Source organism: Micromonospora sp. NPDC007220 (assembly GCF_040634035.1).
Lineage (GTDB): Bacteria > Actinomycetota > Actinomycetes > Mycobacteriales > Micromonosporaceae > Micromonospora > Micromonospora reichwaldensis.
This window is the reverse complement of the sequence record NZ_JBEYEU010000027.1, coordinates 37,393-56,562: the sequence shown is the minus strand read 5'-3', so window position 1 is coordinate 56,562 and position 19,170 is coordinate 37,393. Positions and strand designations below refer to the sequence as shown.

Genomic DNA, 19,170 nt, shown 5'->3' with positions numbered 1-19,170 from the left:
CGACGGTAGCGTGGCGCCTCAGCACGGCCCGTGGGGCGGCTCTCCCGCCGGCGCGGCGCTCGCGATCGTACGGAGGAGGATGCATGTCCCACGGCGACGACCCGTTCGCGGCACGCGAGGACGCGGCCTCGCGGCCGAGCTTCGACCTCGCGCTGCGCGGCTACGACAAGCGGCAGGTGGACCGCTACGTCGAGCAGGTCGACGGCGAACGGTCGGCGCGGGCCGCGGAGCGGGAACGGGCCTCGACCCAGCTGCGGGAGCTGACCGTCGAGGTGCACCGGCTGCGGGCGGAGGCGACCGAGCTGCGGGACCGGCCGGCGCAGCCGGACCGGGCGTCCTTCCGCGACCTCGGTCCGATGGTCGACCAGATCCTGGCCCTGGCCGAGAAGCAGGCCGGGGCCATCACCGACGCCGCCGGGCAGCGGGCCGCCGAACTCGAAAGCGAGGCGGAGCGGGTGCTCGCCGAGGCCCGCGAGCAAGCCAGCACGACGCTGCGTGAGCTGACGGAGGAGGCGGCCGCGCGGCGCGACGAGCACGACCGGGAACACGAGGAACGCCGCGCCAACGCCCAGGCCGAGCTGGCCAGGATCCGGGAGGCGGCGGAACGGCTGCGGACGGCGGGCGAGGCGGCCCACGACCACGCGGTGCAGGAGGCGAAGCGGATCGACGAGCAGACCGCCCAGCAGGTCGAGCAGGCCCGCGTCGAGTCCGAGGCGTTCCTGGCCTCGGCCCGCGCCCAAATCCAGCAGGAGGTGCAGGCGGCGCGCGCGAAGACCCAGCAGGAGCTGGGCCAGTGGCAGGCCGGCGTGGAGCGGGAGATCAACGACCGGCGGGCCGCCGCCGAGCAGGAGATCGCCGAGCAGCTCGCGTCCGCCGAGCGGGAGCTCGGCGCCCAGCGTACGGCGGCTGAGCAGGAGATCGCGACGCTGATCGCGGAGGCCCAGCAGTACGCAGCCAAGGTCCGCCAGCACGTGGACGAGCAGGCCGCGACCCACCAGCAGCAACTCGCCGCGACACAGCAGGGCATCCGGGACCGGCGGGAGGCGCTGGCGCGGATGCAGTCCGAGCTGGACGCCGCCCAGCAGCAGCTGGCCCAGGCGCGGCAGGAGAGCGCCGGCGTCGAGCACGAGTTCGCCGAGGTGCAGCAGCGCCTCACCGAGACCCGGCAGGAGCTGACCGACGAGCTGCGCCGCCTCGACGAGGCGCGCCGGGCCGCGGACTCCGCCGAGCAGCACGCCAAGGAGGTCCGCGCCCGGGTCAAGCGGGAGGCGAAGCGGGTCGCCGACCTGGCCGCGGCGGCGGTCATGGCGGCCGCCACGGGCGGCGCGGAGACCGCCGAGTACCCGCAGGTCGCGGCCCGGCCGAGGCCGGACCGGCCGGTGCCGGTGGCGGTGCGCCCCGCCGACGACGCGGCCCCGGAGGGCAGCGACGACGCGGCGGCGACCGCCCCCGGCGACGGCGGGCGGGCCCCGGCCGAGGCGCCGGCGCCGCAGCCGGCGAACCAGGTGGTCACGGCCGGCTGACCCGGCACCGGGTGGTGACGGCCGGCCGACCCGGTGCCGGGTGGTGACCGGCGGCGGCCGACCGTCCCGCGCCGGGCAGCCGGCCGTCGGCCGCCACGGCCCGCAGCGTCAGGGGCGCATCTCGTACGCGCCGCTGAGCGCCGCCACCCGCGCCCACATCCGCGCCGTGCGCCCCGCGTCCGCCACGGGCCGACGGACGTGCGCCAGCGCCCAGGCGGCCTGCTCCCCGGTGGTCGCCGCCCGGCCGTGCAGGTCGACGGCGTACGCGGAGAAGTCGCGGACCAGGACGTCGAATATCTCGTCGAGCACGTCGCGGTCCAGGCCGGTCAGCTCGGCCTGCTCCAGGATCAGGTGGCCGTAGACGATCAGCGCGAAGAGCTGGCCGAGGGCGAGCAGGAAGTCGAGGTCGCGCTGCTGCTCCTCGCTCGGGGCGTGGGCGGCCAGCAGCGCGCAGAAGCCGTCGGCCTGCTCGCGAAAGCGGGCGACGTTGGGCACCTCGGCGTGGGCGTCGTAGGCGGCGCGCCAGTCGTGGAACCGGATCGTGCCGAGGCCCCGGGCCGGGCCCTGCCGGAAGAGGAACTCGTCGTCGGTGGCGTCGTGCCGGGTCGGCACCGGCGGGTGTTCGGCCGGGTGGAACAGGTAGTTGGCCATGAACTTCATGATCAGTGTGAGGTTGACGTGCACCGTTCCTTCGAGCTTGGGCAGCCCGCGGATGTCCTTGGCGGCCTTGTCGAAGTAGGTGTCCGCCTCGAAGCCCTTGGCGGCGATGACGTCCCAGAGCAGGTCGACGACCCGCTCGCCCTCGGTGGTGACCTTCATCTTGGTCATCGGGTTGAACAGCAGGTAGCGGCGGTCGTCCGGGCCCGCCGAGCGGAAGTAGTCGACGGCGCGGTCGCTGAACAGCTTCATCGCGACCAGGCGCGCGTACGCGTCGGTCAGCTCGCGCCGCACGTGCGGGAAGTCGGTGACCCGCCGGCCGTAGAGGACCCGGTTGTGGGCGTGGGTCACGGCCTCGTACATGGCGTGCTCGCAGATGCCGATCGAGGCGGTGCAGAGGTTGAACTTGCCCACGTTGACGGTGTTCAGCGCGGCGTCGAACGCGGCCCGCCCGGTGTGCAGCACGTCCTCGGGGCGCACCGGGTAGTCCTCGAGGCGGAACTCGCTGACGTACATCTGTGCGTTCACCACGTTGCGGACCAGGTGATAGGCGGGGTGGCGGCTGTCGGCGGCGAAGAAGACGTAGCCGTCCGGTCCCTCGACGTCGGCGCGGCGGCCGAAGACGGAGACCAGTCCGGCGACGTTGCCGTTGCCGATGTAGTACTTGGCGCCGGTGGCGCGGAACCCGCCGTCGCCGTCGGGGGTGAGCATCATGTCGGTGGAGTAGATGTCCGCGCCGTGGGCGCGCTCGGAGAGGCCGAACGCCATCACGTGGCCGTCGGCGAGCAGCCCGGCGGCGCGGGCCCGCGCGGCGGCGTTGTCGCTCTGCCAGACCGGGCCGAGGCCGAGCACCGTGACCTGCCAGGTGTACCAGTAGCCGAGGCCGTAGAAGCCGAGGATCTCGCTGAGCGCGGCGTTGCGTGCGGTGTCCCAGCGCCTCGCCGGGTCCCCTCCCCCGTCAGCGGCCGGCGTGCAGAAGGCGGCGAACAGCCCCTCCTTCGCGGCGAAGTCCAGGAAGTCGGCGTACCACTCGTGCCGGTCGTAGGAGTCGAGCAGCGCCTTCTTCCCCCGGCCCTCGAACCAGTCGACGGTGGCCCGCAGCAGCCGGCGGGAGGTGTCGTCGAGGTGGGTGGGGTCGTAGCTGTGCGGGTCGAGCAGGAGCGAGTCCGCCATGACGGGACTCCCTTCGGTGGGGTGGGTCAGTCGTCCAGGGTGCGCAGGGTGGCCAGCACGTCGTCGAGCCAGGCGAGCACCATCCGCTCGTACGCGATGCCGCCGCGCAGCACGACGTGCTGGAGCGCCGCTCCGGCGTCGGGCGCGGCGGGGTCGGGGAAGTCCCGCCGCTCGCCGGCCAGGTAGCGGGCGAGCGTCTCCTCGTGGGTGGCGCGGTAGCGCTCGACCTCGGCGACGAGCGCGGCGCGGCCGGCGGCGTCGTCGAAGGCGGCCCCGCGGATCTTGACGGCCAGTTCGTGCCGGACCGCCTCGGGTTGGACGGGCGCGCGCAGCCAGTCCACAAGCGCGGCCCGGCCGGCCGGCGCCACCGAGAAGGACCGCTTGTCGGGGCGGCCCGCCTGGCCGATCTCCTCGGCGGTGACCCAGCCGTCGGCCTCCATCCGCTTCAGCACCCGGTAGATCTGCTGGTGGGTGGCCGTCCAGAAGCGGCCGATGGAGCGCTCGAAACGCCGGGCCAGCTCGTAGCCGGAGCCCGGCCGTTCGAGCAGGGAGACCAGGATCGCGTGTTCGAGCGCCATGCCCGCCATCCTGCTATGCAACTCGTTGCATAGCAAGCTTGGGTGCGTGAGGTGCCCTACACTGCCCGCGGCAGGCGGTAGCGCAGAGGTCGTCGCGTCTCCCTCTCAAGGAGAAAGACGCCGGTTCGAATCCGGCCCGTCCGCCACCCGGGCGTCGCCCGGCCGCCACGTGCGGGTCGTAGCGCAGCGGTCGTCGCGCCCGGTCTCCAAAACCGGGAGGACGCCGGTTCGAATCCGGCCGGCCCGCACTCCTACACTCGCCGACGAGCGGGTCGTAGCGCAGCGGTCGTCGCGCCCGATTGCTCATCGGGAGGACGCCGGTTCGATCCCGGCCGGCCCGCTCCCGACGGAACGAGGACGCCGAGATGGAACGCCGCCGGCAGCGGGAGAAGCAACTGCGACTCCTGGGATACGCCTCCCCGCCGGCCATGATCGCCGCCGCCACCGCCCGCCGACGGGCCGGTGACTGGCGGGGTGCCTGCGCCGCCGCAGCGGTCGACGCGCACGTCGACCTGCGGGACGTGGCCGCCCGGCACGGCACCGACGAGGCCGCCCGCGTCGAAGGCGAGCTGCGCGGCCTCGCCCCCGACCTGCTGCGCCGCTTCCTGCCCCGCACCGGGTCGCTGGCCCTGCTGCCCCGCGCTGCCGTCGTGCTCTCCCGGCTGCCCGGCCCGGTCCGGACGACCGCGCGGCTGCTCCGCCGGGGCGTCCCGCTGCTGGTGGCGACCCTGCCGCTCACCGACCACAGCCCCCAGCGGATCGGGCTGCGGGTCACCGACAGCCTGCGCCTGCCAACCCGGTGGCACGACCTGCCCGGCTGGTGCTGGGACGCCGAGGCGGTCGCCACCCGCCGCTGGGCCTACGGCGCCTCGGCCGTCCGGCTCGCCTGGCACACGCCCGACGGCCGCCCGTACCCGCAGGGCGGCACGGCCGCGGCCGGCCGCGCCGACGACCGCGCCACGGAGGTGGAGACGGTGGCCGCGCTGCTGGCGGCCCGACAGCCGGTGGCGGCGTACGAGGCGGCCGGGCTCGCCGTCGACCCGGACGTGGGCCGGCAGGACCCCGCCTGGCGCGCGCCCGCGCTCGTCGTCCACGCCCCGGCGCTGTCCGTGCTCGCCGATGAGACCCGGCGGCTCGCCCACCGCTACGGGACGACGACGCAGTTCGGCGACAGCCACAGGCTGGCCGTCGAGGTCGCCGCCGACGGCCGGCTGACCGTCCGCCAGGCGGCCTGGGACGAGCCGGTCGCCGGGCCATACGCCTTCGGGGTGCCCGCGCCGGCGGACGTGGCGCTGCTGCGCTGGGGCGACCTGGCCCCGGACGAGCTGCACCCGCTGGTGCACGAGGCCCTCTTTCCCGGGCGGACCCAGGCATGGCGGGCTCCGGAGCCGGCGCCGTGCCCACCGATCCGGATCCGGTGCGGGCGGGACTGGCACTCCGTCCAGCTCGCGGCCGGCCGCCTCGTCACCGCGCACACCGACGAGGAGTTGCGCCGGGAGTTCCTGCTCGCCGGGCTGGGCGGGCCGGTCGGTGGCTGCGCGGCGGCGGTGCGCTCTTGGCGTACCGGGGCGAAGCCGGTGCCGAAGGAGATCCGCAGGCTCCGGCAGGACCTCTTCGCCCGCGCGTTCCACGGCGACACCGAAGGGCTACTCGCCCTGCTCGCCGACGGGATCGACCCGGAGCTGCGCGACAACCAGGGTCGCACGCTGGCACACTGGCTGCCCTGGGTCGACCACCACCGGGTACTCCCGGCGCTCACCGCGGCCGGGCTCGACCTCGACGCACCCGACCGGGACGGGCACACCCCCCTGCACGCCGCCGCCCTCACGCTGGCCACCGAGGTGATGGAGGTCCTGCTCGCGGCCGGGGCCGATCCGGACGCTGTGGACGAGCGGGGTCGTACCGCCGCCGAAGTGCTCGCCTTCGCACGAACGCTGACGCGCCGGTAGGGGGCCGGTTGTCGGTGGCCTTCGGTATGCTCCCGCGCGGCGAGGCCGTAGCGCAGAGGTCGACGCGCCTTGACAGCAAGCTGGAGGACGCCGGTTCGAATCCGGCCGGTCTCGCCACCCCACCCTCCATGAAGGAGCACCGTGCCCGTCGATCCCACCGAGCTGGCGGCCTGCCTCGCCGTTCTCGGCCGGCTCGACGACGCCGACCTGGACGAGGCGACCCGGCAGAAACTGGAGCGGGCGGTCACGGCCGCCCACCGGGGGATCAAGAGGCGCGCCAGAGCGCGCCGGGACGCCACGACCCGGGCGGCGGACCGCGCGCTGCTGGCCACCGCAACGCGTTTCCACACCGAAATCCCCGACCCCGCACCGCCCGGCCCCGGTTCCGCACCATCCGGTGCCGACCCCGGCGCGGCCGGACGCGGGACGCTCCGCAGGGCACGGCACTGCTACGTGTGCAAGGTTCCCTACCGGCAGGTGGACGTGGACTACCACCTGATGTGCCCGCTGTGCGCGGCGGAGAACCGCGAGCGGCGCCACGCCCGCTGCGACCTGACCGGCCGCACCGCCGTGGTGACCGGCGGCCGGGTGAAGATCGGCTTCCACACCGCGCTCAAGCTGCTCCGTGACGGTGCCGACGTGATCGTGACGACCCGGTTCCCCCGCGACGCGGCCCGCCGCTTCGCCGCCGTGCCGGACGCCGACGACTGGGCCGGCCGGCTCTACGTGCACGGGCTGGACCTGCTCGACCTGGCCGGCACGTTCGACTTCGTCGCGCTGGTCGGGCGGCGCTTCGCCGGGCTGGACATCCTGGTCAACAACGCCGCACAGACGCTCTACCGGCCGGCGGCGTACCACCGGGAGGTCCGGGCGGCCGAGTCCACGGCGCTGGACGGGCCGGCGGCACGGATCGCGATCGGCGCCGCGCCCGCCACGACCCCTTCGGCCGGGCTGCCCTCCGGGCTGGACGCGTTCTTCCCCGCCGGGCGGGTCGACGAGACGGGTCAGCCGCTCGACCTGCGCGAGGTCAACTCCTGGATGCTCAGCGACGCCGACGTCAGTCCGGACGAGTGGTTGCAGGTGCACGTGGTGAATGCGTTCGCGCCGTTCCTGCTCACCTCCCGGCTGCGCCCGCTGATGCGGGCGAGCGGCCATCCGCAGCGGCACGTCGTGCAGGTCTCCGCGATGGAGGGCAGCTACTCCCGTTCCGGCAAGACCACCCGGCACCCCCACACCAACATGGCCAAGGCCTCGCTGAACATGCTGGTCCGCACGGTCGCTCCCGATTACCTGACCAGCGGCATCCACATGAACAGCGTGGACACCGGCTGGGTCACCGACGAGCGGCCACACCCGGGCAAGGCGGCCCAGCGCGACCTCGGCTTCCGGCCACCACTCGACGTCGTCGACGGGGCCGCCCGGGTCTACGACCCGATCGTGCGCGGCGTACGCGGGACGCCGGTGAGCGGCCAGTTCCTCAAGGACTACCGGAGCGTGCCCTGGTGACCGACCCGACGCCGGTGCGCTGCCCGGCCATCGCCGACCCCGACGCCGGCCTCGCCGATCCCGGCGACTTCGACCCCCTGCTGGCCCGCCTCGCCGCGCCGGACACGGTCGCCGGGCCCGAGGTGTTCGCGCGCGGCACGGTGCAGCCCGACGGCCGGCTGGACCTGTGCAAGCAGGGCGTCGGCCCGGTGCAGACCGCCCGGATCGTGGCCGCCGCGGTCGACTCCCCGCTGGTGCGGCACCTGCTGTTGGGCACCAACGGCCTCGGCGCCGACGGCGCCCGGGCGGTGGCCGAGGCCCTGCGTCCGGGCCACCACCTCCAGACGCTCTACCTGGGTTGCAACCGGATCGACCCGGCCGGGGTCGACGCGCTCGCCGACCGGCTGGCCGGCGACGACACCGTGCGGGCGCTGTGGCTCAAGCGCAACCCGGTCGGCGACGAGGGTGTCCGCCGGCTCGCCGCGGCGCTCGCGGTGAACTCCGCCATCCGCACGCTCGACCTGGTCAACGTCGGCATGGGCGTGGCCGGGCTGACCGCCCTCGCGGAGGCGCTGACCGCCCGGGAGCGACCCGTACGGCGGCTCTTCCTCGGCGGCAACGGCTTCGGACCGGACGCCGTGCCGGTGCTCGGCGCGCTGGTCAACGCCGCCGGTGTGCGGGAGCTGTACCTGGCGGCCAACCACCTCGGCGACGCCGGCGTGGCCGCCCTCGCCGAACTGGTCGACGGGGTGGAGCTGACGCTCGGGCTGGGAGGCAACGGGATCACCCCGGCCGGGGTGGCGGTGCTGGCCCGGCACCTGGGTTCCTGGCGGGCGCTCGACCTGGCCCGGCCGCCGTCGGAGCGGGCCCTCGGGGCGCGCGGCAACGTCGTCGCCGACGAGGGCGCGGCAATGCTCGCCGACGCGCTGCCCGCCGCCCGGCTGCGTCGGCTGGACCTGCGGCGTACGGAGATCGGCGGGCGGGGCGCGCGGCGGCTCGTCGAGGCCATCGAGGGACACCCGACGCTGGAGTACCTCGGCATCAACGGCGGCGTGCCGCGCCGACAGCGCCGCCGCGCCTCGACACTGCTCGCCGAGCGGCCGGTCACCGCACCCCACGAGGACATCCAGGCGATCGCGAGCGTCTACCGGTGAACCCGCCCGTCATCGACGAGATCCGCACCTGGCAACGCATCCGCCGGTACGCCGTACCCGCCCCGATGATCGAGGCGTGCACCGCCGCCCGGGAAGCCGGCGACTGGCGGGCCGCCTGCGCCGCCGGGCGGATCGACGTGGCGTTCGACCTGGCCGAGGTGGCCCGGGAGCACGGCCGGTCCCGGGCCGGCCGGATCGAGGCGGACCTCGGCGTGCTCGCCCCGGATCTGCTGCGCTGGCACCTGCCGCGCGTACTCGGCGGCCGCACCGGTGTCGCCACCCACCAGCAGTTCCTGCTGTCCACGAGGGACGATCGGTTCGGCGACGGCGACGTCGCGCTGGTGGTGCGGACGCCGAAGACCGTGGACGGGTCGCAGCGGCTGCGGTTGACCGTCAGCCCCGTGCTGGCGGAGGACGTCATCCGGCAGGACCTGCCGCCGGCGTACTGGAGCGCCGGGCACGTGGACGGTCTCGCCGTCGCGTACGGCGGCTCGCCGGCCCGGCTGCCCGGCTTCGAGTCCGACGGCGCCCTCCGGCCGGTCGGGTCGTACGCGCCGGCGGTCGACCCGTACGACCCGGCGAGCCGGGCCGAGGTCTTCGACCGGCTCATCGCCGCTGGCGAGGTGCTCCAGGCGTGGGCCGTGGCCGGCGTCGACCTGGACCCAGACGTCCACCGCCTCGATCACGGGGTGGCGGACGCCGAGCAGGGTCGCCTGGTCCCGCTCGGGCTGGACGCCGAACTCGCCCGGCTCGAGGCCCGCTACGGCGCCGACCGGGTCATGATCGGCTCGGGGTGGCGGCTGGTGGCCGAGGTGCACCGGCTGCGCGACGGCTCGGTGGCCGCCTCGTTCGTCGGGTACGACCGGCAGCACTTCACCCGCCCCCGGTTCGCCACCGTGGTGCACGAGCGGCCCCCCGACCTGGACCTGGTGCGGCACGGCCTGCTCGACCCCGCCGATCTGCATCCCCTGGTGCGCCGGGCCCTGTTCCCGACGACACCGCCGGGGGCCGGCTCCGCCGCGCCGACGTCGGGCATACGGGTGCGCGTGCCGGTGCGCTGCGGGAGTGAATGGCACGCCCTCGTGCACGGCGGCGGCCGGCTCGACCCGGTCTCGCACACCCACGAGGAGGTCGCCGCGGAGGAGTTGCTGCGCGCCCTCGGCGGGCGGTCGGCGGGCTGCTTCGCCGCCGTCCAGGCGTGGCGGGGCGGCACCGGTCGGCTGCCCCGGCCGCTGCGCGAGCTGCGGCGCGACGTGCTGCTCCGGATCCAGCACGGCGGTGCGACGGCGCTGGCGGCGCTGCTCGACGCGGGGCTCGACCCGAGGGTGGCCGACGGCCGGGGTGGGACCCTGCTGCACCACCTGCGCGCCGTGGAGGACGTCGCGCTGCTGCGGCGACTGTGCGACGCCGGCGTCCCGATCGGGGCCGCTGACCGTCGAGGACGCACCGCCCTGCACGTGGCCGTGGGCGACGGCGGCACCCCGGAGCTGGTCCGCGCGCTGCTGGCGGCCGGCGCCGACCCGCACACCCCGGACGAGGACGACACCACCGCCTGCGGCCTGGCGGAGGGAAAGGCGAGCATGTACGACGACGACGGGGACGACGTGCGGCCGGTGTTCGAGATCCGGGACGTACTGGCAGAGTGGACGGGCCGGTGACGGCGACCGCGCGGGCGCTGACCGCGGCGGACGACCTCGTCGCCGCGACCCGCGCGTGGCGGACGGAGCCGGCCGCCGACCCGAAGGTCGAGGCGCTGGCCCTGGCGGTGTCGGCGAACCTGCCGGTGCTGCTGTGGGGCGAGCCGGGCATCGGCAAGTCCGCCACCCTGCAACAGCTCGCCGACGGGCTGGGCCTGCCGCTGGAGACGGTCATCGCCAGCGTGCACGAGCCGTCGGACTTCGCGGGGCTGCCGATCGTCGGGGACTCCCCGGCCACCGACGGCGTGCCGATGGCCCCGCCGGACTGGGCGGTCCGGCTGGCGCGTACCGGATCGGGGTTGCTCTTCTTCGACGAGCTCTCCTCGGCGCCGCCGGCGGTGCAGGCGGCGCTGCTGCGGGTGGTGCTGGAGCGCCGGGTCGGCAGCCTGTCGCTGCCGCCGTCGGTGCGGATCGTGGCGGCGGCGAACCCGCCGACCAGCGCGGCGGACGGCTGGCATCTGGCCCCGCCACTGGCGAACCGGTTCGTACACCTGCACTGGACGCACGACGCGCGCACCGTCGCGCGGGGCCTGGCCGGCACCTGGCCGGCAGTCAGCGTGCCGGCGGTCCGCCCCGCGCGCACCGGCACGGCGCTGGCGCGGGCGCGCGGGGCCGTCGCGGGTTTCCTCACCGCCCGGCCGGGGCTGACCCACCACCTGCCGGCCGACGCCGAGGCCCGTGGCGGCGCCTGGCCGTCGCCGCGCACCTGGGAGATGGTGCTGCGCCTGCTCGCCGTCCATCATGCCGCCGGAGCCGGGGCGGAGGCGCTGGCGCTGGCCGTGGTCGGCGCGGTGGGCGATGGCGCGGGGTTGGAGTTCGTCACCTACCTGGAGAACCTCGACCTGCCCGACCCGGAGCGGGTGCTCGCCGACCCGGAGGCGTTCCGGCTGCCCGAACGCGGCGACCGGCAGTTGGCGTTCCTCACCGCGGTGATCTCGGCGGTGCAGGCGAAGGTCGACCGGTCGCGCTGGGAGGCCGGCTGGGTGGTGCTGGGCAAGGCGGTCGAGGCGGGTGTGCCGGACGTGGCGGCGCGCGCCGCGATGGACCTCGCGGCGTTGCGCGACACCTCCTGGCCGGTGCCGCCGGCCATCCACGCCTTCGCCGAGGTGCTCGGGCTCTCGGGGCGCCTGACCGGATGAGCCCCGACGGTACCCGGCTGGACCGGACGAAGCTGCTCGCGGCCCGGTTCCGGGCGGCGCAGGACCGGCCCTACCTGGCCACCGCGCTGTACAGCCTCACCGTGGTGGAGTCCCCGGAGGTGCCCACCATGGGGGTGGACCGGCGCTGGCGCTGCCACGTCTCGCCGGAGTTCGTCGACCGGCTGCCGGTGCCGCAGCTCGCGGCGGTGTGGATCCACGAGGTCGCCCACCTCCTCCGCGACCACCACGGCCGGGCCGACCGTCTTCCGGCGGGTCAGCAGCACGACCACCACCGGGTCAACGTCGCGCAGGACTGCGAGATCAACGACGACCTGGTGGCGGACCGGCTGCCGCTGCCGGCCGACCGGGTCGAGCCGGCGACCTTCGGGCTGCCGACGGGCCTGCTGTTCGAGGCCTACCTGCCGCTGCTGCCGGCGCACGTGCGGGGACGCGAGGCGCCGGACTGCGGTTCGGGGGCACACGGTGTCGACCGGCCGTGGGAGATCGGTGGTGCGGGCGGAGTCAGCGCGGTCGAGGCGGGGGCGATCCGTCGGGAGACGGCACACGCCGTCCGCGCCCACGTCCGGGCCCGGGGCACCGTCGCGGCCGGCTGGGAACGGTGGGCCGCCGAGGTGCTCGAGCCCCGGGTGGACTGGCGGCGGGCGTTGACCGGGGCGGTGCGCGAGGCGGCGGCCTGGGCCAGTGGCGCGGTCGACTACACGTACCGGCGCCCCTCGCGGCGTTCCGGGGCGACGCGCGGCGTGGTGCTGCCCAGCCTGCGCCGGCCGGTGCCCCGGGTGGCGATCGTGGTGGACACGTCGGGCTCGATGGGCGACGGTCAGCTCGCGGCGGCGCTCGCCGAGGTGGCCGGGGTGCTGCGGGCGGTCGGTGTCGGCGGCAACCGGGTCACGGTGCTCTCCTGCGACGCGGCCGTGCACGTCGTACGGCGGGTGCACACCGTCGGCGAGGTCCGGCTGGCCGGGGGCGGCGGCACCGACATGCGGGTCGGGATCGACGCCGCGCTGCGCGACCGGCCGCACGTCGTGGTGGTGCTGACCGACGGGCTGACGCCCTGGCCGGCCGCGCCGTTGGAGTCCGTCCGGGTGATCGCGGGGCTGATCGGCGCCGGCGCGCCGCAGCCCCCGTCCTGGATCGCCAGCGTCACGATCGACGACTGAGTCTGCTCGCCGGCCGACGATGCCGACTGGTCCAACCAGTTGACGGGTTGATGTGCGCTGCCCCACACTCCACGGCATGGCGTTCGCTCCCGTCCCCCGCTCGTCGGTCTCCGACCACGTCTTCGGCCAGATCCGCGACGCGATCGTCAGCGGCGTCTACCGCCCGGACGAGGCGCTGCCCGGCGAGCGGGAGCTGGCCGCCACCTTCGGGGTCAACCGGCACGCCGTGCGGGAGGCCCTGCGCCGCCTTCAGCAGCTCGGCCTGGTGCGGGTCAGCCAGGGCGACGCCACCCGGGTGCTGGACTGGCGGGTGCACGCCGGGCTCGACCTCGCCCTGTCGCTCACCCGCTTCCACGACACCCTCCCGGTGGACACCCTGGTCCGCGACATGCTGGAGATGCGGGCCTGCATCGGCGTCGACGCGGCCCGGCTCTGCGCCGAGCGCGGCGACCCGGCGGTGCGGGCCGCGATCCTGCGGGCCGTCGAGGAGTACGCGGGCCTCGCGCCGGATCTGACCGGGATGGGCGAGGCCACCATCGTGCTCTGGCGACACATCGTCGCCGGCTCCGGCAACACCGCCTACCTGCTGGCCTTCAACAGCCTCGTGGCCGGCGCGCTCGCCGTCGGCGAGGTGCCCCCGCAGCGGCGCGCCGCGGAGCTGCTCGACGTCGCGGGACACCGCCGGCTCGCCGACGCCGTCGTCACCGGCCGGTCCGCCGACGCCGCCCGCGAGGCACGGGCCCTGCTCACCGCCCCCCTCACCACCCCCGCCGCAGCACCGAGAAGGGAAGCCCGGGCATGATCCCCGCCGTGCTCTACGCCGTACCGGCGTTCCTGCTCCTCATCGTCGTCGAGGCGCTCTCCTACCGGTTCGCCCCCGACGACGGCGAACGCGGGTACGAGCTGCGCGACACCGCCACCAGCCTGACCATGGGTGCCGGCAGCCAGGTCATCGGCGTGCCGTGGAAGCTGGCGACGATCGGCCTCTACGCCGCCGCGTACACCGTCACGCCGATCCAGCTCTCCCCCACCAGCGTCTGGACGTGGGTGCTGCTGTTCTTCGCCGACGACCTCGCCTACTACTGGTTCCACCGCTCCCACCACGAGGTGCGGCTGCTCTGGGCCGGGCACGTGGTGCACCACTCCAGCGTCTTCTTCAACCTCTCCACGGCCCTGCGGCAGAGCTGGACCCCGATGACGTCCGTACCGTTCTGGCTGGGCCTGGCGCTGCTCGGCATCCCGCCCTGGATGATCTTCCTTCAGCAGTCGGTCAGCCTGCTGTACCAGTTCTTCCTGCACACCGAGCGGGTCGGCCGGCTGCCCCGGCCCGTCGAGTGGTTCTTCAACACGCCCTCGCACCACCGGGTCCACCACGGCGCCAACGCCGAGTACCTAGACCGCAACTACGGCGGCATCCTGATCGTCTGGGACCGGCTGTTCGGCACGTTCGAGCCCGAGCGGGCCACCGTCCGCTACGGCCTGACCAAGAACGTCGGCACGTACAACCCGCTGCGGGTGGCGACGCACGAGTACCGGGCGATCTGGGCCGACGCCCGGGCCGCCTCGTCCTGGCGGCACCGCCTCGGCCACGTGTTCGGCCGGCCGGGCTGGCAGCCCACCCCGCAGGCGCAGCCGGCGGTGGCCCGATGAGCATCCTCTGGCTGTTCGGCGTGGTGGCCGCCGTCGAGCTGATCGGCGTGGCGACCGACTCGACCCTCCTGCAGTGGCTGGCCAAGCCCCTGCTCGCGCCGGTGCTGCTGGTCCACCTGCTGCGGGTACGCCGACGCGTCGACCCCGTGGCCGTCGGGCTGGTCTTCGCGACCGGCGGCGACATCGCGCTGCTGGTCTCCGGCGACACGGCGTTCCTCGTCGGCATGGGCTGCTTCCTCGGCACCCAGGTGGCCTTCCTGACCGCCTTCCTGCGCCACCGGCGCCCGCCGGTCGTCGCGGTCGCCGCCTACCTCGCCTGCTGGGTGGCGGCGAACCTGGTGCTGTGGAACTCCCTCGGCCCGCTGCGGCTGCCGGTGCTCGGCTACAGCCTCGCGCTCAGCCTGATGGCCGCCGCCGCGGCCGGCGTCTCCCGGCGGGTGGCCCTGGGCGGTGGGCTGTTCCTGGTCTCCGACCTGCTGATCGGGATGGACGCCGCCGGCTCCCGGATCCCCGGCCACGGCCTGGCCGTGATGACCACCTACATCGCGGCCCTGCTGCTGATCACGACCGGCTGGATGGCGGCCACCGCCGGGCGTGCCCGGCCCACGGCCGGCACCGGCAGCCCCGCGCGCGCCCCGGGGCCGGTGCCCGGCAACGCCCGTTGACCGGGCCGACGGCGCCCCCGGTCCAGCCCGGACCGGGGGCGCCGTCGGTCGTCGCGCCGCTCAGTTGTACGGCATCGTCGGGAACCAGCCCACACCGAAGATCGCGGGCACGCGCAGGTCCCAGTACACGACGGTGAAGACGCCCAGCGCGACCAGCAGCGCGCCGGTCACGGTCGCGGCCCGGCGCGGCGACGCCATCCAGGCGAGGAACCGACCCCGGCTGGCCAGGATCAGGACCGCGAAGAGCGCCGCGACGATCAGCACGTTGCCCAGCGACTGGAGGGCGAAGGCGAGCGCGCCGTACCCCGGGTTGCCGGTGTCGACGGCCCAGTGGAACAGCTTGTTGAACAGCGGGTACGGCCGGCCGACCAGGAACCCCCCGACCAGGGCGCCCATGACGACCACCCGCGCCACCGGCCGGCGCGCGAAGACGTCGGGCAGCAGGCCGAGGGCCGCCAGCCCGAGGTAGGTCAGCGCGAGGCCGATCAGGCCGAAGACCACCGACGACTGGATCAGGCGTACGGGCATCCCGCCCACGGTGTCGGTGGACAGCTGCGGCAGCCGTTCGCCGAGCAGCACCCCGAGCGCGCCGTAGGTCGCCGACACCGCCAGCATGCCGACCGTCAACCAGGCGACGGGCCGCAGCAGCGACCGTACGCCGTGGCGGTGCCCGGCCGCGCCGGCCTGGCTCATCGGGCCGACCGAGGCCGCCATCGCGATGTTGCAGGCGGTGAAGGTCCCGGCGAAGCCGGACACGAAGGCGAACAGCAGCCCCGCCGCGGTGCCGGTGATGGCGGTGCCCTTAGCGTCGTGGCCCAACAGGGTGTCGGCGACGGTGTCGCCGATCACCGAGTCCACCAGCTCGAACGACCAGAGCACGGCGAGCAGCACGCCCGCCGCGGCGCTCATCACCGCCGTCCGTCCGGGGCGGGCCACCGGCCGGGGTACGGATTGCGGCGGCACACCTCGCGGTGGGGCCTGCGGGCTGTGGTGCACGCTCATCGCCTCGCTCTCCTCTCTGCCGTGCGGGTCGGTCGGAACGAGGTCCGTCGCCGGCGCGCCCACCCGGGGCCGCGCCGGCGACGGACCGCCCGTGCGTCAGGTGACGGCGGGCCGCGCCTCCGGCGTGTTCGCACGCCGGGAGCGGTCACGCAGCCAGATGCCCCACCAGAGCAGGCCCCGGGCGAGACAGACGATCGTCACGGCGAAGAAGAGCGTGTAGACGACGTTGAAGGTGATCAGCACGCCGTACACGCCGGCGACGCTCGCGCCGAACATGAACTGGGCCCGACCCGAGCTGGGCGTCGTGCCCGGGTCGGTGATCATGTAGTTGGTGAAGAGCACGAACGCGACACCGGTGATCGGCAGCAGGGCCGCCCAGAGGGCGACGTCCCAGATGAAGTGCCGCACGAGCGCCTGGATGACGAAGCCGCCCACCCAGCCCACGACCAGCGGGATCTTCTTGGTCAGCACCCCGTTGAGCACCGTGCCGGCCGTCAGGATGACCAGCGGCACGAGGATCCGGATCATGTCCGGGACGTCCTCGGTGAAGTGGTACGGCGGGGCGATGTTGACCCAGGAGAAGGCCACCAGGGTCACCGTGATGCCGAAGTTCGACGGGTTCATGAAGTGCCGCATGCGGCCCTTGATCGGCGCCAGGAAGATCGCCTTCTGGCCGATGGCGACGACCACCGCGAAGGCGATCGGCCAGAAGTTGTCGTTGGCGTAGAGCAGCATGTTCGCGGCGAGCGCGGTGATGTGGGTGGGCAGCAGGAACGTGTACATGCCCCAGGCGCCGTTGCCGGTGAAGGCGGCGGGGCGCTTGTTGGCGCGGGCGGTGACCAGCTCGACCACGATCTCGGTGGCGTAACCGACCGCCAGGGCGAGCAGCGGCCAGGTCCACGGCTGCTCGAAGCCGAGCACCGTGTAGCCGAGGATGTTGAAGATGCTCATGGAGAGGGCGAAGTTGCGCAGGGCCAGGTAGCGGGGGTCCCGCCGGTCGACCCTCGGGGGAGCTCCGGGCGTGGCCGCCACCGCCGCGTTGCGGTCGAAGGTGACGGTCGGCGCCGGGCCGACCGGGGCGTCGGCGACCGCGGTGCCCCCCACCCCCCTCACGTCGGTGTCGGTGCGGGCGCTGTCTCGGACGTCGGTCATTTGGCGTTCATCTCCTGGGCTTTGTCCGTGAGCATGATCGTGTGCCAGCCCGCGGCGAGGTCGAGGGTCTGTTTGTGCACGCCACCGTTCAGGTCGCGCCAGGCGATCTCCGCCGAGACCGGCTTGGCACCGGCGTCACCGAGACCGAAGAAGACGTCGAAGCTGCGCTTGCCCGAGTGGCCGCTGCCGCCGTCGAGCTGGGCGACGCGGGTACGACCGTCCGCGGTCTTCACCCGGACCTGGGCCCCGTACGCGGGCGTGCCGCGGCCGTCCTCACCCGGGCGGCACAGGCGCAGGCCGAGGAAGTTGCCGCTGCCGGGCTTGTCGTTGCGGTAGTAGGACGGGGCGCCCCACTGGCGGGCCACCGCGAAGTCCTGACCCCCGTCGCCGTTGGTGTCGGCGACGGCCACCCCACGGCTGGGGGTGCTGTCGGTCATGCCGAGCTCGGCGCTGATGTTCGCGTAGCGTCCGTTCTTCTCCCGCACCCAGAACGCGAACGGCTCGGAGCCGGCGATGTCGTCGCCCGGCTCGGCCTTGGGCCACATGGCCGGGTTACGGAGCATGAGGTCGTTGCTCATGGCCAGTTCCTGCAACCAGGACCAACGATTGATCTTGCCCTTGACGAACCCGGCGGTCTGGACCACCGACATCTCGCCGCTGTTGTCGAAGTCCGCGATCTTGGCGTCCCAGCCCCAGCCGACCCAGGCCATGTTGAGTTCGGCGGCCTTGTTGTCGAAGACGGCCTTGCCCTCGCTCAACCGCTTGCGGGCGTCGGCCAGGCTCGACGAGTTGTTGCGCCAGACGAAGTTGCTCTCCTCCAAGCCCCAGGAGGTGGTGATGTTGCTGACGAACATGTCGAACTTGCCGGTGCCGCCGAGGTCACCGAACTCGATGGACATGCCCTTGAACGAGTCGTGGCCGACCACCATGGACTTCGGGGTGAGCGCGCCGCGGCGTCCCTCCGCCATCGCGAAGCGGATCTGCCCCGGCGTGGAGACGTTGTGGAAGAAGCGGTCCCGTCCGAAGTCGTTGGCCAGGTACAGCTCGGGCAGCAGGTCGCCGTCGATGTCGGCGGAACCGGCGCCGAGGGTCCAGCCGGTCGCGTACTGCGGCGGGATGGCGGACTGCTCGACGTACGTCGCGGTCGGGTTGTCGCCGCTGGTGGCGGCGGTCCAGCGCAGCACGTGCGCCCCGCCGGCGTTCTGCGCCCGGGACAGCGAGTGGTTCATCTCGACGTTCGGCTGGCCGGCCGGGTCGAGCACCTGGCTGTCGGGGAAGTAGTTGAAGACGCCGATGTCCGGCCGGCCGTCGCCGTCGAAGTCCGCGACCGCGACCGCGTTGGTGTTCCAGAACTTGCCCTGGTACTCGCCGCTGGAGGAGGACGGCTGGCCGATCAGTTCGGTGGGGTGGTAGGTCCCCAGGGCCAGCGGTCCGGCGGCGGAGGCGCGGTGCAGGAACAGCACCGGCGTACGACCCCAGTAATAGGCGAGCAGGTCGGTGCGGCCGTCGCCGTTGAAGTCGCCGGGCACGCAGCCCATCGGCGCCATCGACTTGTGGGTGGGCAGGGGCGCGGGGTCCAGCACGAAGGGCGCGTACCGGGCGGGCCCGTCGGGCGACGGCGTGACGATGACGCTGTCGCTGCGGGTGTCGACCAGACAGAGGTCGTTGGCGATCATGTCGCCGTCGAGGTCGTTGGCCGCGACGGCGGCGCCGACCGACGACACCCAGGCGCGGATGTGCTCGTACTCGGGATTGACGGGCCGCACGGAGCGCTCGGGAAGGCCGGGCGGCAGCGCGATCGGCAGCTCGGTGAAGCCGAACCGCGACGCCAGCGTCTGACGCTCCTCGGCCGACGCGCTGGGCAGCCGGGCCACGGCGAAGAACGCGGCCACGAGGACCAACACGAAGACAGCGGGAATGATTCGGCGGATGGCGCCGACGGGTTGGGATGGCAAGGGGTTCCCCTCCAGATTGGGCCACCACCCGTGCCGTGCAGCGGCTGATCTCGCCGTGCGGCCGGGTCTGGCGACGGGCAGTGTCGCCGACCGAGAAATGGAGTGAATTGTCCCGGCGACAATTTTATCGCCGTCATCCATCGGCAGTTGATTGCCGCAGGAACGGGGCATTCACTCACGCGGGGCGCTACGGCGTACGTGGCCGGCGCTGCC

General features: G+C 74.2%; 15 protein-coding genes and 4 tRNA genes. 14 read left to right on the top strand and 5 right to left on the bottom strand.

Features of this window, described 5'->3' with window-relative positions; translation table 11 throughout:
- Positions 1-83: 83 nt before the first annotated feature.
- Complete coding sequence (locus tag ABZ573_RS28455) at positions 84-1,523, top strand: hypothetical protein (RefSeq protein WP_358122105.1); 1,440 nt, start codon at positions 84-86, stop codon at positions 1,521-1,523.
- A 108-nt stretch (positions 1,524-1,631) separates the two neighbouring features.
- Here ABZ573_RS28455 and ABZ573_RS28450 read toward each other — a convergent pair whose 3' ends face one another.
- Complete coding sequence (locus ABZ573_RS28450) at positions 1,632-3,353, bottom strand: acyl-CoA dehydrogenase family protein (RefSeq protein ID WP_358122103.1); 1,722 nt, start codon at positions 3,351-3,353, stop codon at positions 1,632-1,634.
- 26 nt (positions 3,354-3,379) lie between these two features.
- On the bottom strand, positions 3,380-3,931 hold the full coding sequence (locus ABZ573_RS28445) for a PadR family transcriptional regulator (protein WP_358122101.1): 552 nt from the start codon (positions 3,929-3,931) through the stop codon (positions 3,380-3,382).
- A 67-nt stretch (positions 3,932-3,998) separates the two neighbouring features.
- On the opposite strand from ABZ573_RS28445, the gene ABZ573_RS28440 reads away from it, so the two are divergent.
- The 13 genes from ABZ573_RS28440 to ABZ573_RS28380 all read left to right on the top strand — a co-directional run bounded on the left by ABZ573_RS28440 (position 3,999) and on the right by ABZ573_RS28380 (position 14,848).
- Positions 3,999-4,076, top strand: a tRNA-Glu gene (locus tag ABZ573_RS28440).
- A gap of 26 nt (positions 4,077-4,102) precedes the next feature.
- Positions 4,103-4,179 (top strand) — tRNA-Trp (locus ABZ573_RS28435).
- A 19-nt stretch (positions 4,180-4,198) separates the two neighbouring features.
- Positions 4,199-4,273: transfer RNA gene (locus ABZ573_RS28430), tRNA-Ser, on the top strand.
- 23 nt (positions 4,274-4,296) lie between these two features.
- Positions 4,297-5,880, top strand: a complete 1,584-nt coding sequence (locus ABZ573_RS28425; RefSeq protein ID WP_358122099.1) for an ankyrin repeat domain-containing protein — start codon at positions 4,297-4,299, stop codon at positions 5,878-5,880.
- 41 nt (positions 5,881-5,921) lie between these two features.
- Positions 5,922-5,997 (top strand) — tRNA-OTHER (locus tag ABZ573_RS28420).
- 24 nt (positions 5,998-6,021) lie between these two features.
- Positions 6,022-7,386 carry an SDR family NAD(P)-dependent oxidoreductase gene (locus ABZ573_RS28415; protein ID WP_358122097.1) on the top strand — a complete coding sequence of 455 codons (1,365 nt, stop codon included), beginning with the start codon at positions 6,022-6,024 and terminating at the stop codon, positions 7,384-7,386.
- The gene (locus ABZ573_RS28410; RefSeq protein WP_358122095.1) at positions 7,383-8,519 is read left to right on the top strand and encodes a gala protein; all 1,137 of its coding nucleotides are present in this window, start codon (positions 7,383-7,385) and stop codon (positions 8,517-8,519) included. The genes ABZ573_RS28415 and ABZ573_RS28410 overlap by 4 nt, the downstream gene beginning before the upstream one ends.
- Positions 8,516-10,177, top strand: coding sequence for an ankyrin repeat domain-containing protein (locus ABZ573_RS28405; protein WP_358122093.1), 1,662 nt, complete (start codon positions 8,516-8,518; stop codon positions 10,175-10,177). Before ABZ573_RS28410 ends, ABZ573_RS28405 begins: the two co-directional genes overlap by 4 nt.
- 17 nt (positions 10,178-10,194) lie before the next feature.
- Positions 10,195-11,355, top strand: coding sequence for an AAA family ATPase (locus tag ABZ573_RS28400; RefSeq protein ID WP_358122128.1), 1,161 nt, complete (start codon positions 10,195-10,197; stop codon positions 11,353-11,355).
- Positions 11,352-12,533 (top strand): VWA-like domain-containing protein, encoded by a 1,182-nt coding sequence (locus ABZ573_RS28395; protein ID WP_358122090.1) that lies wholly within the window; start codon positions 11,352-11,354, stop codon positions 12,531-12,533. The genes ABZ573_RS28400 and ABZ573_RS28395 overlap by 4 nt, the downstream gene beginning before the upstream one ends.
- Positions 12,534-12,609: 76 nt before the next feature.
- Positions 12,610-13,335, top strand: a complete 726-nt coding sequence (locus tag ABZ573_RS28390; RefSeq protein ID WP_151453262.1) for a GntR family transcriptional regulator — start codon at positions 12,610-12,612, stop codon at positions 13,333-13,335.
- Positions 13,332-14,183, top strand: a complete 852-nt coding sequence (locus tag ABZ573_RS28385; protein WP_358122088.1) for a sterol desaturase family protein — start codon at positions 13,332-13,334, stop codon at positions 14,181-14,183. Before ABZ573_RS28390 ends, ABZ573_RS28385 begins: the two co-directional genes overlap by 4 nt.
- The gene (locus tag ABZ573_RS28380; protein ID WP_358122086.1) at positions 14,180-14,848 is read left to right on the top strand and encodes a lysoplasmalogenase; all 669 of its coding nucleotides are present in this window, start codon (positions 14,180-14,182) and stop codon (positions 14,846-14,848) included. Before ABZ573_RS28385 ends, ABZ573_RS28380 begins: the two co-directional genes overlap by 4 nt.
- Before the next feature lie 60 nt (positions 14,849-14,908).
- Here the strand turns inward: ABZ573_RS28380 and ABZ573_RS28375 are convergent, their stop codons facing one another.
- From ABZ573_RS28375 to ABZ573_RS28365, 3 genes are all read right to left on the bottom strand, one after another.
- A complete protein-coding gene (locus ABZ573_RS28375; protein ID WP_358122084.1) occupies positions 14,909-15,757 on the bottom strand; it encodes a hypothetical protein in 849 nt (282 codons plus the stop codon).
- A 189-nt stretch (positions 15,758-15,946) separates the two neighbouring features.
- Positions 15,947-17,002, bottom strand: a complete 1,056-nt coding sequence (locus ABZ573_RS28370) for an enediyne biosynthesis protein (protein WP_151453265.1) — start codon at positions 17,000-17,002, stop codon at positions 15,947-15,949.
- Positions 16,999-18,906, bottom strand: coding sequence for a CRTAC1 family protein (locus ABZ573_RS28365; protein WP_358122082.1), 1,908 nt, complete (start codon positions 18,904-18,906; stop codon positions 16,999-17,001). Before ABZ573_RS28365 ends, ABZ573_RS28370 begins: the two co-directional genes overlap by 4 nt.
- Positions 18,907-19,170: the final 264 nt, after the last annotated feature.